Genomic DNA, 23,202 nt, shown 5'->3' on the forward strand with positions numbered 1-23,202 from the left:
CCGCAGACGGATGCCTCGCCTGCGCTCAATCATTTTTGTTTGCTCCGTAGTCGTCAAGGTTTCGCAGTTGAACAAAAAAGGAGGAGTTGCATGGCAACCGGTCTGTTATTCGCGCTCGTCTGCGGCCTCCTGGCCGTCGCGTTCGGCGCGATTTCCACCTTCTGGATACTCAAGCAAGAAAGCGGGAACACCCGCATGGTGGAAATCGCGGCGGCCGTGCAGCAAGGCGCACAAGCCTATCTCACCCGCCAGTACACGACCATCGCGATCGTCGGGGTCGTACTGTTCATCGTCATCGGCCTGGTGCCGGGCCTCGGATGGGCATGCGCAGTGGGCTTTGCCGTCGGCGCCGTGCTGTCGGGGGCGGCGGGCTTCATAGGCATGAACGTCTCGGTCCGCGCCAACGTGCGGACCGCGCAGGCCGCCACGCAGGGCCTGAACCAGGCCCTGACCGTTGCCTTCCGCGGCGGGGCCATCACCGGCATGCTGGTGGTCGGCCTCGGCCTGACCGGTATCACGGTGCTGCTTTGGGTACTGCTTGCCACCGACCAGGCCGGGGCCGGAGGCATCCTGCACGACCGGTTGCAGCCATTGATCGGCCTGGCTTTCGGCTCCTCCCTGATCTCCATCTTCGCGCGGCTCGGCGGCGGCATCTTTACCAAGGGCGCCGACGTCGGGGCCGACCTGGTCGGCAAGGTCGAAGCCGGCATCCCCGAAGACGATCCGCGCAACCCTGCGGTAATTGCCGACAATGTCGGCGACAACGTCGGCGATTGCGCCGGCATGGCGGCCGACCTGTTCGAGACCTACGCGGTCACGATCATCGCGACCATGCTGCTGGGCTCGCTGATGATCGAAGTGGCGCCGCTAGAGGCCGTGATCTATCCGCTGGTGCTCGGCGGGTTTTCCATCCTCGCGTCTATCCTGGGCTGCCTGGCGGTCAAGGCCAGCCCCGGCAAGCGCATCATGAGCGCTCTGTACCGTGGCCTGATGGTGGCGGGCGTATTGGCGCTGGTGCTGTTCTATCCGATCACCGCCTGGGTATTCAACGGCACCCCGCTCGACGACGCCGGCAGCCTCGGGCGCCTCTACGGGTGCACCGTGGTCGGCCTGGTGCTCACCGGGCTGATCGTCTGGATCACCGAGTACTACACCGGCACCGAATACAAGCCGGTGCGCTACGTCGCCCAGGCATCGACCACCGGGCACGGAACCAACATCATTGCCGGGCTCGCCGTTTCCATGAAGTCCACCGCGGCCCCGGTCATCCTGGTCTGCCTGGCAATCTACGCCGCCTTCACGCTCGCCGGGCTGTACGGCATCGCGATCGCGGCCACCGCCATGCTGTCCATGGCGGGCATCATTGTCGCGCTGGACGCCTACGGGCCCATTACCGACAACGCCGGCGGCATCGCCGAAATGGCCCAGATGCCCGAATCGGTCCGCAACATCACCGATCCGCTCGATGCAGTCGGCAATACCACCAAGGCCGTTACCAAGGGCTACGCCATCGGCTCGGCCGGCCTCGCGGCCCTGGTGCTGTTCGCCGACTTCACCCATGCGCTGGACCACCTCGGCAAGAACGTGGATTTCTCGCTGGCGGAACCAGCCGTCATCATCGGCTTGTTCGTAGGCGGCCTCATCCCCTTCCTGTTCGCCGCCATGGCGATGGAAGCCGTGGGCCGCGCGGCGGGCTCCGTCGTGGTCGAAGTGCGGCGACAGTTCAAGGAGATCCCCGGCATCATGGAAGGCACGGCCAAGCCCGAATACGGCAAGGCGGTCGACATGCTGACCAAGGCTGCCATCAAGGAAATGATGATCCCGTCTGCGCTGCCGGTCGTCGTGCCCATCGTGCTGGCCATCGTCATGGGCCTGCTGATGGGCGGGGAATCGGCCCGCATGGCCGTGGGCGGCATGCTAATGGGAGCCATCGTCACCGGCCTGTTCGTGGCGATCTCCATGTGCACCGGCGGCGGCGCCTGGGACAATGCCAAGAAGTACATCGAGGAAGGCAACCATGGCGGCAAGGGATCGGATGCCCACAAGGCCGCGGTCACGGGCGATACGGTGGGCGATCCCTACAAGGACACCGCCGGCCCGGCGGTCAATCCGCTGATCAAGATCGTCAATATCGTGGCATTGCTGCTGGTGCCGCTGCTGTAAGGGCAACTGCCGGGCGCGGGCCTGCACCGCGCCCGGCGCCGCCTCAGGTGGACAGCGGATCTCCGGAACAGGACCCTAAATGGCGGCCATGACGGTGTTGCGCAGCGTCCCGATGCGCTCGATTTCGCATTCCACGACATCCCCCGGCCGCAAGTAGCGGCCGTCGGCCACCCCACAACCTGACGGCGTACCGGTAGCAATGATGTCTCCGGGCTGCAGCGTCATGGCGCGCGAGATATGCGCAATCAGCGCAGGCACCTTGTAGATCATCTGCTCCGTCGAGGCATCCTGGCGCAATTCGCCGTTGACCCGGCACGAAATCCGCAACGGGTAAGGCCGGGGAATGTCGCTGGCCAGCGCGACGGCGGGCCCCAGCGGGCAGGAACGGTCCAAACTCTTGCCCTGGATCCAGTTCTGGCCGTAGCGGCCGGTCAGGGAAGGCGCGGCTTCGTTGGCCTGCAGTTCGCGATAGCTCACGTCATTGCAGATGGTGTATCCGGCGACGTAGGCATAAGCGTCCTGCTCGGCGATGTCCCGCCCCTGCCGGCCGATGACGATCGCCAGCTCCGCCTCATAGTCCACCTTGCGCGATGCCTGGTGGCCGCAAATCGGCTCGCCGGGTGCGACCGTCGTGCCGGGCAGCTTGGTGAAGAAGAACGGCTGTTCGGGCGGCGTCAGCCTGCCTTCGGCACCATGGTCAGCGTAATTCACCACGTGCGCGAGTATTTTGGACCCGGCCTCGATCGGCGGCAGCAGTCGCACCTCCTCCAGTGGTGCGCCCGGCCCAGTGCGCGCCAGCTGCCAGACTGCCTCCCGCGCGGCCTCGCCCGCGGCCAGGAATAGCCGCAGGTCCCGAAACAGCGGGGCCATCCAGTCCTGGCCCGCGGCGTATGCGGCAAGCGCCAGGTCGACGACGCGGTCCTCCTCGATCGCGCACACATGCGGTCCGGCCACTGTGGCCATCCGTCCGATTTTCATCTTCACTCCTTTCCTCATGGATCGAATGTCGCGCGTTGCAGGCTGCAACTGTTCTGCGACACGTTCAGATGCCCGCCAGGTCCCGCATCGCGGCGTAGAGCGCGGGCTGACGTTCGAAGCCGATGCCAGGCGACTGTGGAAGGCTGGCCCGCCCGCCGGCAATGGCGACCTCCTCGCCGAAACCGCTGAAGATGCCGAACGTATCCGGATACGACTCGCACCCGCCCAGCCCCAGCCCGCCCACTACATGGAGACACATCAGATTGCCGCCGTGGGGATACATGGCCGCGCGCGAAAACCCATGCTTGGCGGCTACGGCCAGCACCTTGAGGTATTCGGTAATCCCGAAGGCCAGTGGCGGATCCACCTGGATGATGTCGCGGTCCGCGCGAAAACCTCCGTATGCCAGGAAATGATCGAGTTCCTTGGCGCAGGCCATGTTTTCGCCGGTGGCGAGCGGCCCGTCATAGGCTCGGGCCAGTTCGGCGTAGGTCTCGTACTCAAGGAAATCGCAAGGCTCTTCGTACCAGCGTAGGCGATAAGGGGCGAGGGCCCGGGCATAGGCCAGCGCGGCCTCGCGGCCAAACGCGCAACTGGCGTCGACAGCGAGCGCATCGCCCTCGCCCATCACGCTCAGCACTGCCTCGATCCGCTTGCAATCCTCCGCCACCGACGGGCCGCCCACCTTCATCTTCACCATACCGTAGCCAGCATCGCGATAGCGAGCCATCTCGGCCTTCAGGTCCGCTGGCGTCTGGCCCGGGAAATACCAGCCGCCGCCCACATAGACCGGTGCATGGGTACGCACGGTGCCGCCACCGTACCGTTCGGCAAGCACGGCATGCAGTGGCTTGTCTTCGATCTTGGCCACCAGATCCCAGATTGCTACGTCTACCGTCCCCATGGGGATGGAGCGTTCGGCATAGCCGCCTCGCCGCTCACGCTGCTGGCCACAGGCGTGGATAGCGATGGGATCAAGATTGCGTCCCGTGGAGTCCAGCAGAGAATTCGGATCGGCGGCCAGGATGCGGGGGGTGATCCGCTCCCTGATCTGCTCGCCGCAGGCGTAGCGCCCGAAGGAGTTGAAGGCATAACCGGCCAGCGGGCGGCCACCCCGCACGACGTCAGACACCACGGCAACGATAGTTGCCGTCATCTGGCTGAAGTCGGAACGTGCGTTTGAGAGCGGCGTCCTGAGCGCGACGGTCCGCTCCACGATCCGTACGATGCGCATGGTCAATTCACCGTCGCGCCGGAGGCCTTAACAGCCGCGGCAAACTTGGCCATCTGCTGGCGCAGGAAATCTACGCTCTTCGGATAAGGTACGACGGTGCGCTCGAACGAACTCTCGGTCAGCTTGGCTTCCATGTCGGAACCCTCCATCGCTTGCCCAATGGCGGCGACCAGCTTGTCATGGATCTCGGCAGGCAGCCCCTTGGGGGCAGCAATCACCCATAGCGATACCGCGTCGACGCCGGGATACCCGGCTTCGGCGAAAGACGGGGTTTCCGGAAACAGCGGGGAACGCCTGGCACCGGTTACGGCAACGGGAAACAGTACGCCGCTGCGCACCTGCTGGACCACCAGCGCCGGCAGGTTGAACATCATGTCCACCTGGCCCCCTAGCAGGTCGGCGATGGCCGGTCCCGCGCCTTTGTAAGGGACGTGCAGCAGCTTGATGCCGGCGGCGGTCTTGAAGGTCTCGCCGTGCAGGTGTACGACCGTGCCGGCCCCCGCGGAAGCGAAACTGAGCTGGTCGGGTTTGGCCCGCGCCTCCTCTACCAGTTCGGCCACGGTCCGCGCCTTCACCCGTTTCGCATTGACCACCAATACGCCGTTGGCGGTGGCCACCACCGATAGGAAATCAAAATCTTTCAGGCTGTCGTACGGCAAGTTGGAATACAGGCCGGGGTTGATAGCGAAGGCCGTGTCTAGCAGACCGATGGTGTAGCCGTCGGCGGCGGCGCGCGCTACCGCGGCAGTGCCTATCGTGCTGCCCGCACCGCCCAAGTTCTCCACAAACACCTGCTGGCCCAACACAGCTCCCAACCGCTGGGCCACCTGCCGGCCCAGCAGGTCGGTGCTGCCGCCGACCGCATAGGGCACCACCATGCGAATAGGGCGACTCGGATAGGTGGCGTCCGCGGCGACGGCGGACGCCGCGATGCACGATGCAAGCCATGCGGCCAGGCTCATTCGGCGCAGCAGTCGATTCATGGTGATCCCCTTGCTCGCGGGCCGGAACGGTCGCCGGCTCGTACAGTCGAGAAAAAGTATAGGGACCGCCGATACCGGACAACAGGGACTGGATTGGCGACAATTTGGACAAAATTACGCGCGGGCTGGTGCCTGGTTCCCGCGGGCAGCTCCTTCGGGCGCGGCCTTCCGGCTGCGATAGCCGCTGGGCGTCACGCCATGCAACTGCCGGAAGCGCCGGGCGAAATAGCCCTCGTCCTGGAATCCCACGCTCGCGGCAATCTCAGCGATGGGCCGGGAGGAACCGACCAGCATGCGGCACGCAAGATCCATACGCTGGTCGGTCAGTATCTCGGTAAAAGTCCTGCCCGTCTCGCGCTTGAGCAAATGCGCCAGGTAATGCGTCGACAGAAAGGCGGCGGCCGCCGCGTCGGCCAAGGTAATAGGTTCGCCCAGATGTTCCCGTATATACCGGCTCACGCGAGCCAAGGACGCACGGCGGCTTCCCTGCAGCATCGTGGTCTGTGCCAACGCCCGCAAATCGCCCAGATGTCGCCGGCATACCAGGCCGATCAGGCGGAACAGATCGGCGCGGATAAGTTCGGCCGCAAAAAAACCGCCGTCGCGATGCTCGGCCTGCATGCGCCTGCAAAGCAGCTGCACTTCCTCCAGATCCTCCGCTCCGAGTTTGAAATCCAGGTGTTCCTGGAATAGAAACGGCGCAAGTTCCGGCATGGTCTCGATGGGTACGTCTTCGAGCTCCAGCAGATCGATGCGCGACTCCGGCCGCAGAAAATCGCGCCGGAAATTGATCACGAAAAACTCGGCGTGCTCGACATGGCGAATGCAATGGACCCGCAGCGGCATGATGAAGCTCAGCGTACCGGGCCGGATGGGCCGTATCGCCGCACCCAGCCGATGCTCGGTGCAGCCGGCCAGATTCACGTAAATCTGGAAGTACTCGTGGCGATGCAGCGGCGGCTGCCGGATCGCCGTTTCCTGATCGCGTATCCAAAACGCCGTATGCGGCAGGAATTCGCTAGTTCGATTGATCGGCGCGGCAAGCATCGCATCGGCGCTCCCTATTCCCGGGGAATCGTGGCGCGGCGCCTGAAGTCGCCCGGCCGGAATCCCAGCATGAACAACACGGCAAAATACACCACCGCCGCCCCGGCCACGGTGGCCGCGAGCAAGCCCGCGCGCATCCACGCCTGGCTCTGCAGCCCCAGCCAGTCTATGCGGGCCTCGGCCAGCCAGAGCAACACGCCCATGGCCACCAGCGCCAGCGCAAGCCTTGCGAGAAAGCCAAGCCATCCCGGGCCGGGCCGGTAGACCCCCCGCCTGCGGAGCCCCACCAGCAGGGCCAGTGCGTTGATGCACGCCCCCAGCCCGATCGACAGCGCCAGCCCGGCGTGGTGCAGCCACGGCACGAACACCAGGTTCAAGCACTGGGTGGCGACCAGTACTACCAGCGCAATCTTCACCGGCGTGCGGATGTCCTGCCGGGCATAGAAGCCGGGCGCGAGGATCTTCACGGACAGCAAGCCGATCAGCCCGATGGCGTACGCCACCACGGCCGTCCTGGTCTGCCCTACGTCGGCCGCGGTAAAGGCGCCATAGTGAAACAGCGTACTGACCAGCGCCTCGGACATCAGCGCAAGGCCGACACAGGCCGGCAATCCCAGCAGCAGGGTCAGGCGCAGGCCCCAGTCCAGCAGGGCGCTGTATTCATCGGCCCGTCCGCCCGCGTGCGCCTGCGACAGGCTGGGCAGCAGCACGGTGCTGAGCGCGATGCCCAGCAGCGCCGTGGGAAACTCCATCAACCGGTCGGCGAACGAGAGCCAGGTGACGCTGCCCGGCGCAAGCCAGGTGGCGATGTTGGTATTGATCAACAGCGAGACCTGCGCCACCGAGACGCCCACGATGGCGGGCAGCATTTGCCGCAGGATGCGCCGCACGTAGGGGTCGGCCCAGGCCCGGCGCAGGCCCAGCCCGATCCGAGGGCACAGGCCCAGCCGTGCCAGCGCCGCGAACTGCACCGCCAGCTGGGCCACGCCGCCAGCCATCACGCCGATGGCGAGAGCATAGATCGGCACTTCCATCCGGGGCGCGAGCCAGAGGCTGGCAACAATCATAGCGAGGTTCAATAGCACCGGCGTGAAGGCGGGCACACCGAAGCGGCGCCACGTATTGAGCACGCCCGAGGCGAAGGCCACCAGCGACATGCACAATATGTAAGGGAACATGATGCGCGTCATCCAGACGGCGGCATCGAAATCGCCGGCGCGCTCCGCACCCCGCAGGCCGCTGCCCATGGCGCTGACCACCCAGGGAGCGGCGATGACGCCGGCCGCTGTGACGGCCATCAGCGCAAAAGTCAGCAGCGACGCGACATGGTCGAGCAGCCGGCGCGTTTCCTCGGGCGCATGGCGGTTCCTGGCCTCGCCCAGGATGGGCACGAAGGCCTGGGAAAATGCCCCTTCGGCAAACAGGCGCCGCAACAGGTTGGGAATCCTGAACGCCACCCAGAAAGCATCGGTCAGGCTGCCGGCGCCGAAGGCCCGGGCGATGAGTACATCGCGCACCAGGCCGGTAATGCGGGACAACAGGGTGAAGCTACTGACGGTGGCCGCGGCGCGCAGCAAATTCATGGGTGACCTTGTACGCGGCGCGCCGCGCGAGTATGTTGCCTTGGCATGAGGCCGGTGTTGGTATTACAGTGATGAGACCAGGATACATTTGATTTTACGGCCATTTAGGGCTATAGTCTTTGGCTTTGCGAAGCTCCTGCCACGCGTATTGCAAGACGTGTCTTCGCCCTACTCGATACGGAATTTTCATGGCTAATACCGTCCAAGCACGTAAGCGCGCCCGTCAGGCCGTGGCCCGCAACAAGCACAACTCCAGCCTGCGCTCGATGCTGCGCACGTCGATCAAGCGTGTGCGCCAGGCCGTGGAAGCTGGCGACAAGGCCGCCGCCACGGAAGTGCTGCAAAAGGCCACCAGCGTCATCGACCGCGTCGCCGACAAGAAAATCATCCACAAGAACAAGGCTGCTCGCCACAAGAGCCGTCTTGCCGCCGCCGTCAAGGCCTTGGCCTGATATCTGCCGCGTGGCGCTCCGGCGCCGCGCAAGACGCCAGCCCGGCAGGGAACGTTTTTTTCCTGCCGGGCTGGCGTTCGTTCGTCCAAAGTGTGCGCAAGACCAAGGCTGACCGCCACCGGGCGTTGCCGGCAACGTAAGGCGGCGGCCTCGCAGAGCTGCCCCGCCCTTCGCGTAGCGTCAGCCGTCCGGTTTCTTGTCGGTCTTGTCGGCAGCGTCCGGAATCAGGCAGGCCTCGACCGTGCGCAAATCATTGTCGCGGGCGAAATCGATCACGAACTGCCAGGCCAGGGGCTCCAGCGCTCGCAATCGCTCGTCGACTACCACACACTTCACGCCATCGATGAAAGTCGGCACGACATACGGGGAATACGTGTAGGGACTGGCGACGCTACCCTTGGGCCGAAACGGCGACATGACCCCGGCCAGGCGTTCTGCCCAATCGCTGGGGCGGAACTTGCTGCCGCTGGAAGTAATACCCTGGATAACGAACTGCCTGACGCTTTCAGCCATCGTGAATGTGTGTGCGGAAAGATCTCCGCGGTGAAAAGGTCTCGTGAACCCGTTAGATCTCTGAGCCCGATCGCCGTTGCATAGCCGTATGGACACGCAAGCACGCGCCGATCGGGTCGCCCGTGCGCAGCGATGGCAGGCGCAGCAGGTGCGGGCAACGCCCCGGAAGGACAGCTGAGTATTGTAGCTTATCGCTCCATCTCCCCTCTACCGCGGCGTGGCCGGCAGCGGGCGCCCCGGATGCCCAACCCCGCGTCTTGCCTGCGCCGTGGTCCATCGCCCGTCACGGAGCGTCGGGTATCATTGACCTTTTCCGCGAAACGAGCCGCTGAGTCGATGCCCGCCCCGGTGCCTCGCACCGCCCGCTGATTCGGCAACTCTCTGCCAGAGGCGTCGTATGAACGCATCCCCCCAACAAGATTCGAAACAGATCCCCCCGCTGCGGCATTTCCTGCAGTTCAACGACTTCACGCGCGACGAGATCGAGTATCTCTTCTCCCGCGCCGCACTCATCAAGCGCAAATTCAAGAACTACGAACCCCATTTCACTCTGAGCGACCGCACGCTTGCCATGGTGTTCGAAAAGGCCAGTACCCGTACCCGCGTCTCGTTCGAGGCGGGCATGTACCAGCTCGGCGGCTCGGTCATCCACCTGACCACGGGTGATTCGCAACTGGGCCGGGCCGAGCCTATCGAGGACTCCGCCAAGGTCATCTCGCGCATGGTCGACCTGGTCATGATCCGCACCTACGAGCAGACCAAGATCGAGCGCTTCGCGGCGAACTCGCGCGTGCCCGTCATCAATGGCCTGACCAACGAATTCCACCCCTGCCAGATCCTGGCCGACATCTTCACCTACATCGAACACTGCGGCTCGATCCAGGGCAAGACGGTCGCCTGGGTGGGCGACTCGAACAACATGTGCAACACCTGGCTGCAGGCGGCCGAGCTACTGGATTTCAACCTCCATGTCTCCACCCCGCCGGGCTACGAGCTCGAACCCGAACGAGCCGGCGTGGTGGACGCCGAGCGCCTCAAGCAATTCGCCGACCCCATGGAGGCCTGCAAGGGCGCCCACCTGGTCACGACGGACGTGTGGACCAGCATGGGCTTCGAGGCCGAGAACGAAGAACGGCGCGCGGCCTTTGCCGACTGGTGCGTCGACGGCGAAATGATGGCGGTGGCCGACCCGGGCGCGGTTTTCATGCACTGCCTGCCCGCCCACCGGGGCGAGGAAGTCACGGCCGAGGTCATCGATGGCCCCCAAAGCGTGGTCTGGGACGAAGCCGAAAACCGCATGCACGTGCAAAAGGCGCTGATGGAATTCCTGCTGCTGGGCAGGCAATAAAGCGGCACGCGTGCCATTAGCGCGGCACGGCAGGAGAAGCCCCCTGCTGCGCCAGCAGCCGCTGGATGCGCGGCATGACGACAAAGGCCATGGTAAAGCCGATCAGCAGACCGATGGGCAGCGCCTTGATAAAGGAGTGCCCCCACATGGTCAGCATGCCCGCCTGCGGCCCGTGCTGCACGAGCGTAATCGCCAGCGAAACCACGCCTTCGATTAGGCAGGCCACCGTAATGGCCATGGTGATGCGGATCAGCCAATCCGGCCGCTGGCCCAGCACCCGCCGCCAGAATCCAGCGATAAGCGGCATGGCCCGCAAGGCGATCGGGATCACGATCATGGCGCTGACGAAGCCCTTCAGCCAATTCAGCAGAAAACCAGGCTCAAGGCCGTAGTTGACGACGGTAATAAATGCGCTGAGCAGCAGCGCGATGAGGGTCTGGATACCCAACAGGCGAAGCCTGATGGCGGGACTGGGTGGCATGAGCGGGATGGCGGGGCGAGCAAGACTCGGAACAGCCATTATAAAATTTGAGTTGATAAAATCAACCCATAAAATCGGAGAGGCACCTTACGCATGAGCGAGCCATCCCGCTCCACGCCAGTGGTCGACGACCTGATCGGCCTGTTCCTGACCATCAAGGCTGACCTGGGGCGCCATATCGCCGCACGGGGCGACATGGCCTGCACGCCGCTGGCGATCAGCCTGCTGGAGCTGATCGACCGGATGCCGGACTGCTCCCAGAAGGCGCTTGCCGAGCGGACCGGCCGCGACAAGGCGCAGATTGCCAGAATGGTCCGCGACCTGGAGCAGGACGGCCTGCTAACCCGGACGCCGTCGCCCCGGAACAGCCGCCATCACCTCCTGGCCGTAACGCCAGCGGCGGGGCCGTACATCCTTGCGCTGGAGGCCGCCAAGCTCGCCGCCGAGGCGAGGCTGCTGGCCGGCCTGGACGAGGGCGAGCGGGAAATGCTCGCGGCGCTGCTGGCCCGGATGCGTGCGCACGCGCAAGCGGACGCGCCCCAGGGCCCCTGAAGCGCAGAATCTTCACCCGGGCCACCTTATGCCGGGTACTTTGTGCCGAAACCCCTCAGCCGGGAAGCAGGATCCGAGGGGCCCCGCGGATCCGCTGTCGTCCCGACTCGCCGCGCCGGCTGTTGTTCATTGCACAATTATGAAGGCGGCCCCGCCCGCACCCGCCATGATTGGGTACAATACCCGATCGCCCTTGTGAGGCCGGGGGGCGATTGCACGATCCCGCGCATATGGCACGGAGCGCCCCCCGCGGGTGTACCCCATATCCGGTGACCTCGACCGGCCAGAAAGCCGCACCGCCATGCCCCATGCGCGGGCCGTCCATGTCCTGGGAATATCAATGAGCGAAGTAAAGAAGGTCGTACTTGCCTACTCGGGCGGCCTCGACACATCCGTCATCCTGAAATGGCTGCAGGATACCTACCAGTGCGAAATCGTCACCTTCACCGCCGACATCGGCCAGGGTGAAGAGCTCGAGCCCGCACGCACCAAGGCGCTGAAGTTCGGCATCAAGCCCGAGCACATCTACATCGACGACCTGCGCGAGGAATTCGTCCGCGACTTCGTCTTCCCGATGTTCCGCGCCAATACCGTCTACGAAGGCGAATACCTGCTCGGCACCTCGATCGCCCGGCCGCTGATCGCCAAGCGCCAGATCGAGATCGCCCGCGAAGTCAAGGCGGACGCGGTCTCCCACGGGGCGACCGGCAAGGGCAACGACCAGGTCCGCTTCGAGCTGGGCTATTACGCGCTGGAACCGGGCATCAAGGTCGTCGCGCCGTGGCGCGAGTGGGACCTGCTCTCGCGTGAAAAGCTGCTGGCCTATGCCGAGAAAGCCGGGATCCCCATAGAGATGAAGCACAAGCAGGGTGGCGCCCCGTATTCCATGGACGCCAACCTGCTGCACATCAGCTACGAAGGCCGCCACCTGGAAGATCCCAAGGCCGAGGCCGAGGAATCGATGTGGCGCTGGACGGTGGCTCCGGAAGCCGCCCCCGATGCGCCCGAGTATCTCGACGTCGAATTCGAGCGTGGCGACATCGTCGCGCTCAACGGCAAGCGGATGACCCCGGCGGAAGTGCTTACCGAACTGAACAAGCTCGGCGGCAAGCACGGTATTGGCCGGCTCGACCTGGTCGAGAACCGCTACGTCGGCATGAAGTCGCGCGGCTGCTACGAAACCCCCGGGGGTACGATCATGCTGCGCGCACACCGCGCGATCGAATCGATCACGCTCGACCGCGAAGTCGCCCACCTCAAGGACGACCTCATGCCGCGCTACGCCAGCCTGATCTACAACGGCTATTGGTGGAGCCCCGAGCGCAAGGCGCTGCAGGTCCTGATCGACCATACCCAGCAGGCCGTCAACGGATGGGTGCGGCTGAAGCTCTACAAGGGCAACGTCTACACGGTGGCCCGGGATTCCAAGAACACCCTGTTCGACCAGACCATCGCCACGTTCGACGACGACGGCGGCGCCTACGACCAGGCTGACGCGGGCGGCTTCATCAAGTTGAACGCGCTGCGCATGCGCATCGCGGAAAACGCTCGCCGCAAACGCGGATGAGCGGGCCTGCCGATCAAGCCCTCCAGCCCCTGGCCATCATCCAGACCGGGACGCCGCCCGAGGCCATATCCAGCCGGCACGGTTCGTTCAGCCAGATGATTTGCCGGGCGGCAGGGTTGCGCCCTGACGAAGTCGAAGTCATACCGGTGCACGAGGGCGCGGCGATCGAACCTCCGTCGCGCTATCGGGCCGCGATCGTTACCGGATCGCCGGCCATGGTCACGGACGGCGCCGCGTGGAGCGAGAGGACCGCTGAGTGGCTACGGCAGGCCGTCGATAAGAACCTGCCGATTTTCGGCATCTGCTACGGGCACCAGTTGCTGGCCCATGCCTTGGGCGGAAGAATCGACTACCATCCGCGCGGACGCGAAGTCGGTACCCAACTCGTGGAGCTGCTGGAGACCGCAGCCAGCTCTCCACTGCTGCAAGGGCTGCCGCGCCGCTTCCCTGCCCACCTCATCCACCAGCAGAGCGTGATCGAGCTGCCGCCGGGTGCGACCGTGCTGGCCCGCTCGGAACATGACGCCCACCAGATCATTCAATACGGCGACTGCGTCGTGTCCAGCCAATACCATCCCGAATTCAGCCCCGGCATCATGGACACCTATGTGGCGCACTACCGGCCGCAGTTGAGCGCGGAAGGCTTGGACGTGGATGCATTGAACGCCGGCATCCGGCCGACGCCGGAGGCGCAGCAGTTGTTGCTGCGCTTCGTCGAACGCCACGTCCGCCTGCGCGAAGCGGCGTAGCGGCGGCAGCCCGAGACGCTCAGGGTGCCGAGCTTAGCGGCGCGGCGCCGCTACCACCACGGGCTCGATCTCCAATTCCACACCGTAGCGCTCGCCTACGTCGCTGCGCACGGCCGCTGCCAGTGTTAGCACGTCGTCGGCACTGGCCCCGCCGTAGTTCACCAGCACCAGGGCCTGCCGCTCATGCACGCCCACCGGCCCCATGCGCCTGCCCTTCCAGCCGCACCGGTCGATGAGCCAGCCCGCTGCCAGCTTGTAGGCATCCCCGCCATGGGGATAGCCCACCAGGCCCGGGAAGCGGGCCTGCAAAGCTTCATAGCGGTTCGCGGGTACCACGGGATTCTTGAAAAAGCTGCCCGCGTTGCCGAGTGTGGCGGGATCGGGCAACTTGCTGCGGCGGATCTCGCATACGGCACCGAAAATGTCGCGCGCGGTCGGCGCGGCCGCCAGCCCGGGATACCGGCGCAGATCCGGATATTCGAGCACCGGTTGCCAGCGCTTGGGCAGTCGCATGCGCACGGCCGTGATGACCCAGCGTCCGGGCTCGTGCTTGAAGATGCTGTCCCGATAGGCAAACGCGCATTCGGCCGCTTCCATGTCCACCCAGCGGCGGCTATGCAGGTCGTAGGCAGTCAGGCCGGCAAACCGGTCGCATAGCTCGACGCCGTACGCGCCGATGTTCTGGACCGGCGCCGCACCCACTGTGCCGGGAATCAAGGCCAGGTTCTCCAGCCCGTCCCAGCCGCGCGCGACACACTGGGTAACGAAATCATGCCATGACTCCCCGGCCGCCGCCTCCACGATGCGCGATTCTTCATCCTCTCCGACCAGCCGCACGCCCCGCAGCGCGACGTGGGCCACCAGTCCGCCGATAGCGGACGGCAACACGACATTGCTGCCGCCGCCCAGCACCAGCAAGCTCTCGTAGCGGGTCGCCAGCTCCGCCAGCCGCGGCAGGTCGCCAGCGGAGCGCAGTTGGACATAGGCGGACGCCTGGCTGACCAGGGCAAAGGTATTGAGGTCGGACAAGTCCCGGGCCCGCGGCACCAGCCCTCCCGACGCATCGAAATCAGCAACAGCAACCAATCTGATCACCAGCAAAACAGACCGAACGGGAACGGATTTCCCGCAGCGCTCCGCCATCTTACTTGACTACAATTCTGGCTATTCCATAGATCGGCCCATGGCCGCATGACAGGGAGCCTCCTTATGCCCACATTCGACGTCGTCTGCAAACCCAACCTGGTTGAATTGCGCAATGCCGTGGACCAGACCAACAAGGAAATCGGCACCCGCTTCGATTTCAAGGGCTCGGACGCACGCGTCGAGCAAACCGAGAAAGAGCTCACGGCCTACGCCGACAGCGAATTCCAGCTGAACCAGGTGCGGGACGTCTTGCTAAGCAAAATGACCAAGCGCAACGTGGACGTGCGCTTTCTCGACCACGGCAAGGTAGAAAAAATCGGCGGCGACAAGGTCAAGCAAGTGCTGACCGTGCGCAATGGCGTGCAACAGGACGCTGCGAAGAAAATCGTCGCGCTGGTCAAGAACAGCAAGCTCAAGGTGCAAGCGAGCATCCAGGGGGACACCGTGCGTGTCCAGGGGGCCAAGCGGGACGACCTGCAAACAACGATTGCGATGCTGAAAAAAGACGTTACCGACCTGCCTCTCGGTTTCGAGAATTTCCGGGACTGACGCAGCCCAACCCGCTCGCGCGGGTCAGGGCCGCCCCGTCTGGTCAACGAGCGTCGGGCGCTTGAACAGCATCGCCGGATCGAGTTCCAGCGCCTTGGCCAGTTTCTCGATGTTGTCGACGGATATGTTCACGCGCGCACGTTCGACTTGACTGACGAACGTCCGGTCGAGATGGGCAGCAAATCCGAGCTGCTCCTGTGACATTTTCTGCGCGACTCGAAACGCTCGGACGTTGTAGCCGAGAATCTCGCGCAGCGTCGTCAAGGACGCCGACGGATTGGGGGACCTCAGTGGTGCGGGCATTGGCGCATACTCCCCACGACAGCCTGTTATATCTACCGCTTATACATCACCCTTACCAAAGGCTGCTGCAACGCATCGCAAGCCCTCGGTTACAGCAATTTTGCCCGTGACCGGGCGCGGCACATACCGGGCTAACCCTCGGTCGTGGGCCGACTCGTCCGCATGGCCGAGCAGTCCTCAGCCGAACGGAGGAGTCGCGCCCCGTTCAGTTCCTCAACTCACCCAATCCGCAAAGCGCGCGCGTATGGAGCGCTCGATTCCGGCGGCATCCAGCCCTAGGCCGGCCAGCAGCGTTGCCTGGTCCCCATGGTCGATGAAGCGGTCGGGCAAGCCCAGTTGCAGCACCGGCAGCGTGACACCCGCCTCGTTCAGCACTTCGCATACCGCGCTGCCTGCTCCGCCCATGATGCTGCCTTCTTCCACGGTCGCCAACGCGGCATGGCGGCTGGCCAGATCGAGAATGAGCTCGCGGTCGATGGGCTTGACGAAGCGCATGTCGGCCACCGTGGCGTCCAGCGCCTCGCCCGCTCGCAACGCCGCAACGGCCAGCGTGCCGAACGCCAGGATCGCGACACCGGCCGGGTTGTCGTCGCCGGTACGGCTGCTTTGGCGACGCACGACACCCTTGCCCAGGGGCACGGTCTCCAGTCCGGGAGCCGGCGTGGCTCCCCGGCCCGCGCCGCGCGGGTAGCGAACCGTAGCAGGACCGGGATACTGGTAACAGGTGGACAACAGCAAGCGGCACTCGGCCTCGTCCGACGGCGTGGCCACGACCATATTGGGCACACAGCGCACGAAGGCGATGTCATAGTTGCCTGCGTGCGTCGCGCCGTCGGCTCCCACCAGCCCGGCACGGTCCAGCGCGAAGGTGACGTCCAGGTTCTGCAGCGCGACGTCATGGATCAACTGGTCGTAGCCCCGCTGCAGGAACGTGGAGTAGATGGCAAGAACCGGCTTGAGTCCTTCGCAGGCCAGCCCTCCGGCAAAAGTCACGGCGTGCTGTTCGGCGATGCCCACGTCGAAATAGCGGTCAGGAAAGCGCCGCTCGAACTCGACCAGCCCGCTGCCTTCGCGCATGGCCGGCGTAATGCCCACGAGACGGGTATCGGCCTGTGCCATGTCGCATAGCCAGTCGCCGAATACCTGTGTGAAGGTCTTCTTCGGCGGAGTGGCCGGCGTGCTGATGCCCACCGCGGGATCGAACTTCCCGGGCCCGTGGTAAAGCACGGGATCGGCCTCGGCCAGCTTGTAGCCCTGGCCCTTGCGCGTCACCACATGCAGGAAGCGCGGCCCGGAGAGCTTGCGCATGTTCTGCAGGGTCGGAATCAGCGAGTCCAGGTCATGCCCGTCGATCGGCCCCACATAGTTGAAACCGAGTTCTTCGAACATGGTTGCGGGGGTCACCATGCCCTTGGCGTGCTCCTCGATCCGCCGCGCCAGTTCGAGCACGGGCGGCACGTGGGACAGCACGGCCTTGCCGACGTTGCGGGCAGCGGCGTAGAACCGGCCCGACATCAGGCGCGCCAGGTAGCGGTTCAGAGCCCCGACCGGCGGTGAAATCGACATGTCGTTGTCGTTGAGAATCACCAGCAGGTCGACGTCCGGCATGACGCCGCCATTGTTCAAGGCCTCGAAGGCCATGCCGGCCGACATGGCGCCATCGCCGATGACGGCGATGTGCTTGCGTTCGATGCCCGCGTTGCGCGCGGCAACTGCCATGCCCAGCGCCGCGGAGATCGACGTGGACGAATGGGCGGTGCCGAAGGCGTCGTACTCGGATTCGCTGCGGCGGGGAAACCCGGAAATCCCGCCCTGCTGCCGCAGCGTTGCCATGCCGGCGCGCCGGCCGGTGAGGATCTTGTGAGGATAGGTCTGGTGCCCCACGTCCCAGACGATGCGGTCACGGGGGGTATCGAACACATAGTGCAGCGCCAGGGTGAGTTCCACCGTGCCCAGGTTGGACGACAGGTGGCCCCCGGTGCGGGAAACCGACTCCAGTACGAAGGCGCGCAGCTCGTCGGCCAAGGCCGAGAGCTGGCAGCGGTCCAGTTTTTTCAGATCGGCCGGAGAATCGATACGGTCCAGCAAATTGGTTGCCATGTGGAGCATCTCCGTTCAGCGGTCGCGCAGGACGATGAAATCAGCCAGCGCGGCCAGGCGGGCACCGCCCGCACCCAACGGAGCGATGGCCTCGTGCGCCGCCTGGCGCAGGCGCTCCGCCAGGGCCTGGGCCTCTTCCAGGCCCAGAATGGATACATAGGTAGGCTTGTCGGCGGCGGCGTCCTTTCCTGCGGTCTTGCCGAGCCGGGCCGAATCGGCGGTGACGTCGAGAATGTCGTCGACCACCTGGAAAGCGAGGCCCACGGCCTGGGCATAGCCATCGAGCGCGGCGCGCTGCGCCGAGCTGGCGCCGACCACGATACCGCCCAGCGCGGCGCTCGCCCGCAGCAGGGCTCCCGTCTTGAGGCGATGCATGGCTTCGAGCTCCTCGCGGCCCAGCGCCTTGCCGACGCTGTCCAGATCGATGGCCTGTCCGCCCGCCATGCCCCGGCTTCCTGCGGCGGCGGCCAGTACCTGCAGCGCCTGCACCGTCAGGCCCGGCGCGATCGGCATCCCCCCGAGGGCCTCGAAGGCCAGGGTCTGCAAGGCATCCCCCGCCAGCAGCGCGGTAGCCTGGCCGAACTCCACGTGCACGGTCGGCCGGCCCCTGCGCAAGACATCGTCGTCCATGCACGGCATGTCGTCATGGACGAGGGAATAGGCATGAATGAGTTCCACGGCTACCGCGGCCGCGTCCAGCGCGGCGTCGTTGCCGCCCCCGGACGCGCAGGCCTCCCCGGCCGCATAGGTAAGCATGGGACGCACCCGCTTGCCGCCCCCGAGGACCGCATAGCGCATGGCCCGGTGCAAAGAGTGCGGCACGGCGTTCTCCTCGGGTAGCGCCCGCGCCAATGCTTGCTCGGCACGCTCGCCGCACGCTGCCATCCAGGAAGAAAACCCGTCGCGACTGCCGGTCATCAACTCAATCCCCGGCCTCGTCGAAGGGGCGCAACAGTTCTCCCTCCAGGACGCGCACCTGCTGCTCGGCGCGAGCGAGCCGGTCCTGGCATACGCGCACCAGCTCCACGCCGCGGCGGTAGGCCGCCAGCGAAGACTCGAGCGGCATGGAACCATCCTCCATCATTGCCACCAACGCCTCGAGCTCGCCCAGCGCGGTCTCGAAGTCCTGAGGCAGGGCCTGCGGAGCGGTCGAATCCGCCCCGACGTCGGGAACATTCACTAGTTTGTCGGCCAATCAAGCCTCCTGGATCTGGTCACTGCATCGAACCTGGAATTGTACGGGATCGGACGCAGCGGCCCGCTTTCGCCCAGGCCAACGGACTTGGCGGAAGCGGGGACTTATCCCGCCGTCCGGGGTACAATAGAGGGCTTGATCGGGCAGATCATTTTCTTCGCGCCAGCACCCGCTGCGAAGTTCACACACCGCTCCAGGTCGCGTAAGGGGTGGTTTCGCAACCATGCTGGCTTCACAACTCTCGCGGAGGGAAGTCATGACCGATATCGGTCGCGTGGCACATGTGACGGCGAGCCGAGCGCAGCTCCCCGTCAGTGCCTATTTCGATAAAGCGCGCTTCGCGCGCGAAATGCAAACCATTTTTGGCCAGGCCCCCATGTATGTGGGGCACGAGAAAGGCGTTCCCGAAGTCGGGGACTACCGTACCCTCACGCACGAAAACAACGGCCGCGTTCTGGTGCGCAACCAGGACGGGATCGAGCTTTTGTCCAACGTGTGCCGGCACCGGCAAGCGCTCATGCTGGGCCAGTACCAGGCCGGCCAGGAAAAACAAGCCGCCCCGTGCAGCGGCAACCTCGGCCGTCCGGGCAATATCGTGTGCCCGCTCCATCGCTGGACCTACGACGCCGGCGGCAAGCTGATCGGCGCCCCATTGTTCAGCGAGACGCCCGGGCTCGACCTGCAGCGATTCCCGCTGCAAGCGTGGAATGGCTCCCTGTTCGAGGCGCCCCGCACGGGCGGGCGCAACGTCGCGCAGGAACTCTCGGCGCTGGCGGGCCGCCCGGAGTTCGACTTCAGCGAGTACGTGCTCGACCGGGTGGAGGTTCACCAGTGCAACTACAACTGGAAGACCTTCATCGAGGTATACCTCGAGGACTACCACGTCGGCCCGTTCCATCCAGGGTTGGGGCGCTTCGTCACGTGCGACGACCTGAGCTGGGAATTCAGCGAGTACTTCAGCCTGCAACGGGTCGGGGTGCATAACGCCCTTGCCCACCCCGGGTCGGAGGTCTACCAGCGCTGGCACGACGCCTTGCTCGCCTATCGCGATGGCAGCGCGCCGGAGTTCGGCGCCATCTGGGTCACGCATTTCCCGACCCACATGATCGAGCTCTATCCGCACACGCTGGTATTGTCGACGCTATATCCCAAGGGTCCGCAGGAAACCGTCAATATCGTCGAGTTCTATTATCCGGAGGAAATCGTCCATTTCGAACGGGATTTTGTCGAGGCCCAGCAGGCCGCGTACATGGAAACCGCCGTCGAAGACGACGAGATTGCCGAACGTATGGATGCCGGCCGCCGCGCATTAATGGAACGAGGCGTGGACGAAGCCGGCCCATATCAATCTCCCATGGAAGACGGGATGCAGCATTTCCACGAATGGTATCGGAAAGTGATGAACGAGCCGGAAAATATGTAAAGTCGTAACCTAGCCGACTGCCCATCGCAAGCGCCCCGCCCGGGGCGCTTTTCTTTTTTACCTACCTACCGCCCCAACCCTTGGCTTTCCGCCTCGCGTCGCGCTTGGTTCGGCAATAAATACATACTCGCCTGCACCGGGGCGCATCTTTACAAATATATACACTGCCGCCTTGTCAACCCCCAGTCCGGCGCGTAGCTTCTGGACAAGGTCCGGGGCTTTCATGAGGTTTCCCCCCACTTCGCCACCGGCCACAAGACGGGAGAAAAAGATGCTGCATTACGCAGTCGTATTTTTCGTCATCGCCATCATCGCGGCGGTTCTGGGGTTTGGCGGCATTGCCGCCGGCGCCGCATCCATCGCGAAGATATTGTTTTTCATTTTCATCGTGCTTGCGGTCCTGTCGCTCCTGAGCGGCCTGTTCCGAAAATAATCTGACCAAGGAGAAAAACCATGAACGTGCGCACTTTGCTCGTCGCAGGCATCATCGGTACCGCCACCGTCATGGGCGGCTGCACGTCTACGCGTACCCAGCAATCGGCCGGCGAATACGCCAGCGATGCGGCCATCACGGCCAAGGTGAAGGCGGCGCTGGTCGCCGCCAAGGACGTCAGCGCGACGGACATCAACGTGGAGACCTTCCGCCGCACCGTACAGCTGTCGGGCTTCGTCGATTCGTCGGCGCAGGCGTCGCGGGCGGTGGAAGTCGCGCGTGGCGTGGAAGGCGTGGAGAGCGTGAAGAACGACCTGCGGGTGAAGACCCGCTGATCTTGCGGGTGGCGGCGCACGCTCCGTAGGGCGTGCGCAGCGCCGCTACCTTCAACCCCTGGCCATCAGGGCGCGAATGCGGTCCTCGATGGGCGGATGCGAGGCAAACAGGGCGCCAATGCCCTTGCCGCCGGCGATGCCCGAGGCCTCGAAACTCTTGGGCAGGTTCCCGGGTTCGAGGCCGCCCAGCCGGGCCAACGCCCGCACCATGGGCTCGCGCGAACCCAGAAGATGCGCCGAGCCGGCATCCGCGCGGAACTCGCGCTGCCGCGAGAACCAGGCGACGATGATCGACGCCAGGACGCCGAAGACCAGCTCACATACGATGACCGTAGCGAAATAACCGATACCGCCGGACCGTTCGTTCTTGAGCACCACCTGATCCACGAAATAGCCCACCACGCGGGCAAAGAACACGACGAAGGTATTGACCACGCCCTGAATCAGCGTGAGCGTGACCATGTCGCCATTGGCAATGTGTGCTACCTCGTGTCCCAGCACGGCGCTGACTTCTTCTTCCGTCATGTTGCGCAGCAATCCCGTGGACACGGCGACCAGCGCATCGTTCTTGAATGCACCGGTGGCAAAGGCGTTGGGTTCGCCCTCGTAGATGGCTACCTCGGGCCGGCCGATGCCGGCGCGGTCGGCCAGCTGGTGCACGGTGTCGAGCAGCCATTGCTCTTCGGCGCTACCCGGGGCATTGGGGTCGATGACCCGCGCACCGGTGCTCCACTTGGCCATCGGCTTGCTCATGAGCAGCGAGATGGTGGAACCGGTGAAACCGACGATAAGCGAGAAAATGGCCAGGGTCTGGATGTCCAGGCCGTTGGCGGTCAGGAAGCGGTTGACACCGAACAGCGTCAGCGTCGCCGTCAACACCAACATTACCGCGACGTTGGTCGCGAGAAATAGCACGATCCGTTTCATGAGGGCTAGAAGCTCCGAAAACCTTTGACGTTTTATCCCGGGGGGAAGGTCTTTCCCCTCGGCCACCGGGAACCGCCCCGCGCGGCGCCGCATGTGACGGCCGCGGATAGCAAGAAGTTCCCCTCGGCCGCCGCAGTACGGCCGGGGAGGAAGGATACCCACGTCCCGGCTGGGGCTATATGGTAGCCGGGAGCGCGGTTTCAAGGGGAAAATTCGGGTTAACCCCAGCAGCTACAATCGACTTCCCACCTTCGCGCGCCACGCCCCCATGCAAGCCCTCTGGATGCTGTTTGCCTCGCTGATGTTCGCCATCATGGCCATGTTCGTTAAATTCGCATCCGAGCAGGCGTCCCTGGGCCAGATCATTCTTTTCCGGGGCTTGCCCACGGCGGCTGGCATCCTCGCCTGGGCCTGCGTCACTCGGCGCACCATCATTCCTCCCACCTGGCGGCTGCATGTGCTACGCAACATCGCGGGGGCCGGTTCGATCTGGTTCTCGTTCTTCGCGATGGGCCGCCTGCCCCTGGCGACGGCCATCACGCTCAACTACACATCGCCGCTTTTCATTGCCGGCTGGATGGCGTGGCGGGCGCATGACCTGACAGACCGGCTGCGCACACTCGCGGTGGCTATCGGCTTCATCGGGGTGATCGCGATCCTGCGCCCGACGCTCGACCAGTCCCAATGGCTTGCGGCACTGCTCGGACTGACCGCGGGCGGCCTGACCGCCATCGCCGTCATGCAAGTGCGGTCGCTGGGACGGTCGGGCGAGCCGGAATGGCGCATCGTGCTGTTCTTCGCACTGTCCTCTTGCCTGACCGGAGGCATCGCCACGTTGCTCACCGGCTGGCAGGCCCCCACGCTCTACGGCTGGTTCACCTTGCTGGGCGTGGGCATCTGCGGCTTGCTGGGCCAGTTCGCGATGACGCGCGCATTCAGCCGCGGCTCGGCCGCGCTGTCCGCGGTCCTGCAATACAGCACCATCCCGTTCTCCATCCTGCTCGGCTACCTGTTCTGGGACGATAGGCTCGATGCGCTGGCATGGCTGGGCATGCTGCTGATCGCCACCGCGGGGCTCGTATCGACGTGGAGAACGATGGCGGCGGCGCGCCGGTCATAGATGCTGGCTTGCAGCAAAACA

At 64.8% G+C, this 23,202-nt stretch carries 24 protein-coding genes; 11 read left to right on the forward strand and 13 right to left on the reverse strand.

All coding sequences use genetic code 11. From position 1 onward, the window contains the following. Positions 1-90 precede the first annotated feature (90 nt). Complete coding sequence (locus QHC78_RS00860) at positions 91-2,163, forward strand: sodium-translocating pyrophosphatase (RefSeq protein WP_319741981.1); 2,073 nt, start codon at positions 91-93, stop codon at positions 2,161-2,163. Between the two features lie 75 nt (positions 2,164-2,238). Here the strand turns inward: QHC78_RS00860 and QHC78_RS00865 are convergent, their stop codons facing one another. From QHC78_RS00865 to murJ, 5 genes are all read right to left on the reverse strand, one after another. Then, positions 2,239-3,141 carry a fumarylacetoacetate hydrolase family protein gene (locus tag QHC78_RS00865; protein ID WP_319741982.1) on the reverse strand — a complete coding sequence of 301 codons (903 nt, stop codon included), beginning with the start codon at positions 3,139-3,141 and terminating at the stop codon, positions 2,239-2,241. Between the two features lie 64 nt (positions 3,142-3,205). Next, positions 3,206-4,375, reverse strand: a complete 1,170-nt coding sequence (locus tag QHC78_RS00870; RefSeq protein WP_319741983.1) for an enolase C-terminal domain-like protein — start codon at positions 4,373-4,375, stop codon at positions 3,206-3,208. Between the two features lie 2 nt (positions 4,376-4,377). After that, positions 4,378-5,358, reverse strand: coding sequence for a tripartite tricarboxylate transporter substrate-binding protein (locus QHC78_RS00875; RefSeq protein WP_319741984.1), 981 nt, complete (start codon positions 5,356-5,358; stop codon positions 4,378-4,380). Between the two features lie 114 nt (positions 5,359-5,472). Beyond that, positions 5,473-6,405, reverse strand: a complete 933-nt coding sequence (locus QHC78_RS00880; protein ID WP_319741985.1) for a helix-turn-helix transcriptional regulator — start codon at positions 6,403-6,405, stop codon at positions 5,473-5,475. Between the two features lie 14 nt (positions 6,406-6,419). After that, on the reverse strand, positions 6,420-7,988 hold the full coding sequence (gene murJ, locus QHC78_RS00885) for a murein biosynthesis integral membrane protein MurJ (RefSeq protein ID WP_319741986.1): 1,569 nt from the start codon (positions 7,986-7,988) through the stop codon (positions 6,420-6,422). Between the two features lie 188 nt (positions 7,989-8,176). Between murJ and rpsT the strand changes: the two genes are divergently transcribed. Continuing rightward, on the forward strand, positions 8,177-8,440 hold the full coding sequence (gene rpsT, locus QHC78_RS00890; RefSeq protein ID WP_319741987.1) for a 30S ribosomal protein S20: 264 nt from the start codon (positions 8,177-8,179) through the stop codon (positions 8,438-8,440). Positions 8,441-8,620: 180 nt separating this feature from the next. Here rpsT and QHC78_RS00895 read toward each other — a convergent pair whose 3' ends face one another. Further along, positions 8,621-8,953 (reverse strand): DUF3579 domain-containing protein, encoded by a 333-nt coding sequence (locus tag QHC78_RS00895; RefSeq protein WP_319741988.1) that lies wholly within the window; start codon positions 8,951-8,953, stop codon positions 8,621-8,623. Between the two features lie 397 nt (positions 8,954-9,350). Between QHC78_RS00895 and argF the strand changes: the two genes are divergently transcribed. Further along, positions 9,351-10,301, forward strand: a complete 951-nt coding sequence (argF, locus tag QHC78_RS00900) for an ornithine carbamoyltransferase (protein ID WP_319741989.1) — start codon at positions 9,351-9,353, stop codon at positions 10,299-10,301. A 16-nt stretch (positions 10,302-10,317) separates the two neighbouring features. On the opposite strand, the gene QHC78_RS00905 is transcribed toward argF, so the two are convergent. Next, positions 10,318-10,782 (reverse strand): DUF2798 domain-containing protein, encoded by a 465-nt coding sequence (locus QHC78_RS00905; RefSeq protein WP_319741990.1) that lies wholly within the window; start codon positions 10,780-10,782, stop codon positions 10,318-10,320. 93 nt (positions 10,783-10,875) lie between these two features. On the opposite strand from QHC78_RS00905, the gene QHC78_RS00910 reads away from it, so the two are divergent. The 3 genes from QHC78_RS00910 (at position 10,876) to QHC78_RS00920 (ending at position 13,650) form a co-directional block, all read left to right on the forward strand. Continuing rightward, positions 10,876-11,334, forward strand: a complete 459-nt coding sequence (locus QHC78_RS00910) for a MarR family winged helix-turn-helix transcriptional regulator (RefSeq protein WP_319741991.1) — start codon at positions 10,876-10,878, stop codon at positions 11,332-11,334. Between the two features lie 340 nt (positions 11,335-11,674). After that, positions 11,675-12,901: an argininosuccinate synthase gene (locus tag QHC78_RS00915; RefSeq protein WP_319741992.1), complete on the forward strand. Its 1,227-nt coding sequence runs from the start codon at positions 11,675-11,677 to the stop codon at positions 12,899-12,901. Beyond that, positions 12,898-13,650, forward strand: a complete 753-nt coding sequence (locus QHC78_RS00920; RefSeq protein WP_319741993.1) for a glutamine amidotransferase — start codon at positions 12,898-12,900, stop codon at positions 13,648-13,650. Before QHC78_RS00915 ends, QHC78_RS00920 begins: the two co-directional genes overlap by 4 nt. Before the next feature lie 33 nt (positions 13,651-13,683). Here QHC78_RS00920 and murB read toward each other — a convergent pair whose 3' ends face one another. Then, positions 13,684-14,736: a UDP-N-acetylmuramate dehydrogenase gene (murB, locus tag QHC78_RS00925; protein WP_319741994.1), complete on the reverse strand. Its 1,053-nt coding sequence runs from the start codon at positions 14,734-14,736 to the stop codon at positions 13,684-13,686. A 123-nt stretch (positions 14,737-14,859) separates the two neighbouring features. On the opposite strand from murB, the gene QHC78_RS00930 reads away from it, so the two are divergent. Continuing rightward, positions 14,860-15,345 carry a YajQ family cyclic di-GMP-binding protein gene (locus tag QHC78_RS00930; protein ID WP_319741995.1) on the forward strand — a complete coding sequence of 162 codons (486 nt, stop codon included), beginning with the start codon at positions 14,860-14,862 and terminating at the stop codon, positions 15,343-15,345. Positions 15,346-15,369: 24 nt separating this feature from the next. On the opposite strand, the gene QHC78_RS00935 is transcribed toward QHC78_RS00930, so the two are convergent. The 4 genes from QHC78_RS00935 to QHC78_RS00950 all read right to left on the reverse strand — a co-directional run bounded on the left by QHC78_RS00935 (position 15,370) and on the right by QHC78_RS00950 (position 18,928). Continuing rightward, entirely contained in the window at positions 15,370-15,648 is a 279-nt protein-coding gene (locus tag QHC78_RS00935; protein WP_319741996.1) for a helix-turn-helix domain-containing protein, read from the reverse strand. A 213-nt stretch (positions 15,649-15,861) separates the two neighbouring features. Further along, a complete protein-coding gene (gene dxs, locus QHC78_RS00940; protein WP_319741998.1) occupies positions 15,862-17,748 on the reverse strand; it encodes a 1-deoxy-D-xylulose-5-phosphate synthase in 1,887 nt (628 codons plus the stop codon). Between the two features lie 15 nt (positions 17,749-17,763). After that, the gene (locus QHC78_RS00945) at positions 17,764-18,666 is read right to left on the reverse strand and encodes a polyprenyl synthetase family protein (protein ID WP_413816392.1); all 903 of its coding nucleotides are present in this window, start codon (positions 18,664-18,666) and stop codon (positions 17,764-17,766) included. Positions 18,667-18,670: 4 nt separating this feature from the next. Beyond that, positions 18,671-18,928, reverse strand: a complete 258-nt coding sequence (locus tag QHC78_RS00950) for an exodeoxyribonuclease VII small subunit (protein WP_319742719.1) — start codon at positions 18,926-18,928, stop codon at positions 18,671-18,673. A 271-nt stretch (positions 18,929-19,199) separates the two neighbouring features. On the opposite strand from QHC78_RS00950, the gene QHC78_RS00955 reads away from it, so the two are divergent. The 3 genes from QHC78_RS00955 (at position 19,200) to QHC78_RS00965 (ending at position 21,134) form a co-directional block, all read left to right on the forward strand. Further along, positions 19,200-20,366: an aromatic ring-hydroxylating oxygenase subunit alpha gene (locus tag QHC78_RS00955; protein WP_319741999.1), complete on the forward strand. Its 1,167-nt coding sequence runs from the start codon at positions 19,200-19,202 to the stop codon at positions 20,364-20,366. A 271-nt stretch (positions 20,367-20,637) separates the two neighbouring features. Then, positions 20,638-20,799 (forward strand): DUF1328 domain-containing protein, encoded by a 162-nt coding sequence (locus QHC78_RS00960; RefSeq protein ID WP_087780828.1) that lies wholly within the window; start codon positions 20,638-20,640, stop codon positions 20,797-20,799. A gap of 20 nt (positions 20,800-20,819) precedes the next feature. Beyond that, complete coding sequence (locus tag QHC78_RS00965) at positions 20,820-21,134, forward strand: BON domain-containing protein (protein WP_319742001.1); 315 nt, start codon at positions 20,820-20,822, stop codon at positions 21,132-21,134. Between the two features lie 51 nt (positions 21,135-21,185). On the opposite strand, the gene htpX is transcribed toward QHC78_RS00965, so the two are convergent. After that, on the reverse strand, positions 21,186-22,061 hold the full coding sequence (gene htpX, locus QHC78_RS00970) for a protease HtpX (RefSeq protein ID WP_319742003.1): 876 nt from the start codon (positions 22,059-22,061) through the stop codon (positions 21,186-21,188). Positions 22,062-22,329: 268 nt separating this feature from the next. Here htpX and QHC78_RS00975 point away from each other — a divergent pair, with 268 nt between their 5' ends. After that, entirely contained in the window at positions 22,330-23,181 is an 852-nt protein-coding gene (locus QHC78_RS00975) for a DMT family transporter (protein ID WP_319742004.1), read from the forward strand. Positions 23,182-23,202: the final 21 nt, after the last annotated feature.

The sequence above is a fragment of the Pigmentiphaga sp. genome, from assembly GCF_033795525.1.
In the GTDB taxonomy this organism is placed as follows: domain Bacteria; phylum Pseudomonadota; class Gammaproteobacteria; order Burkholderiales; family Burkholderiaceae_B; genus Pigmentiphaga.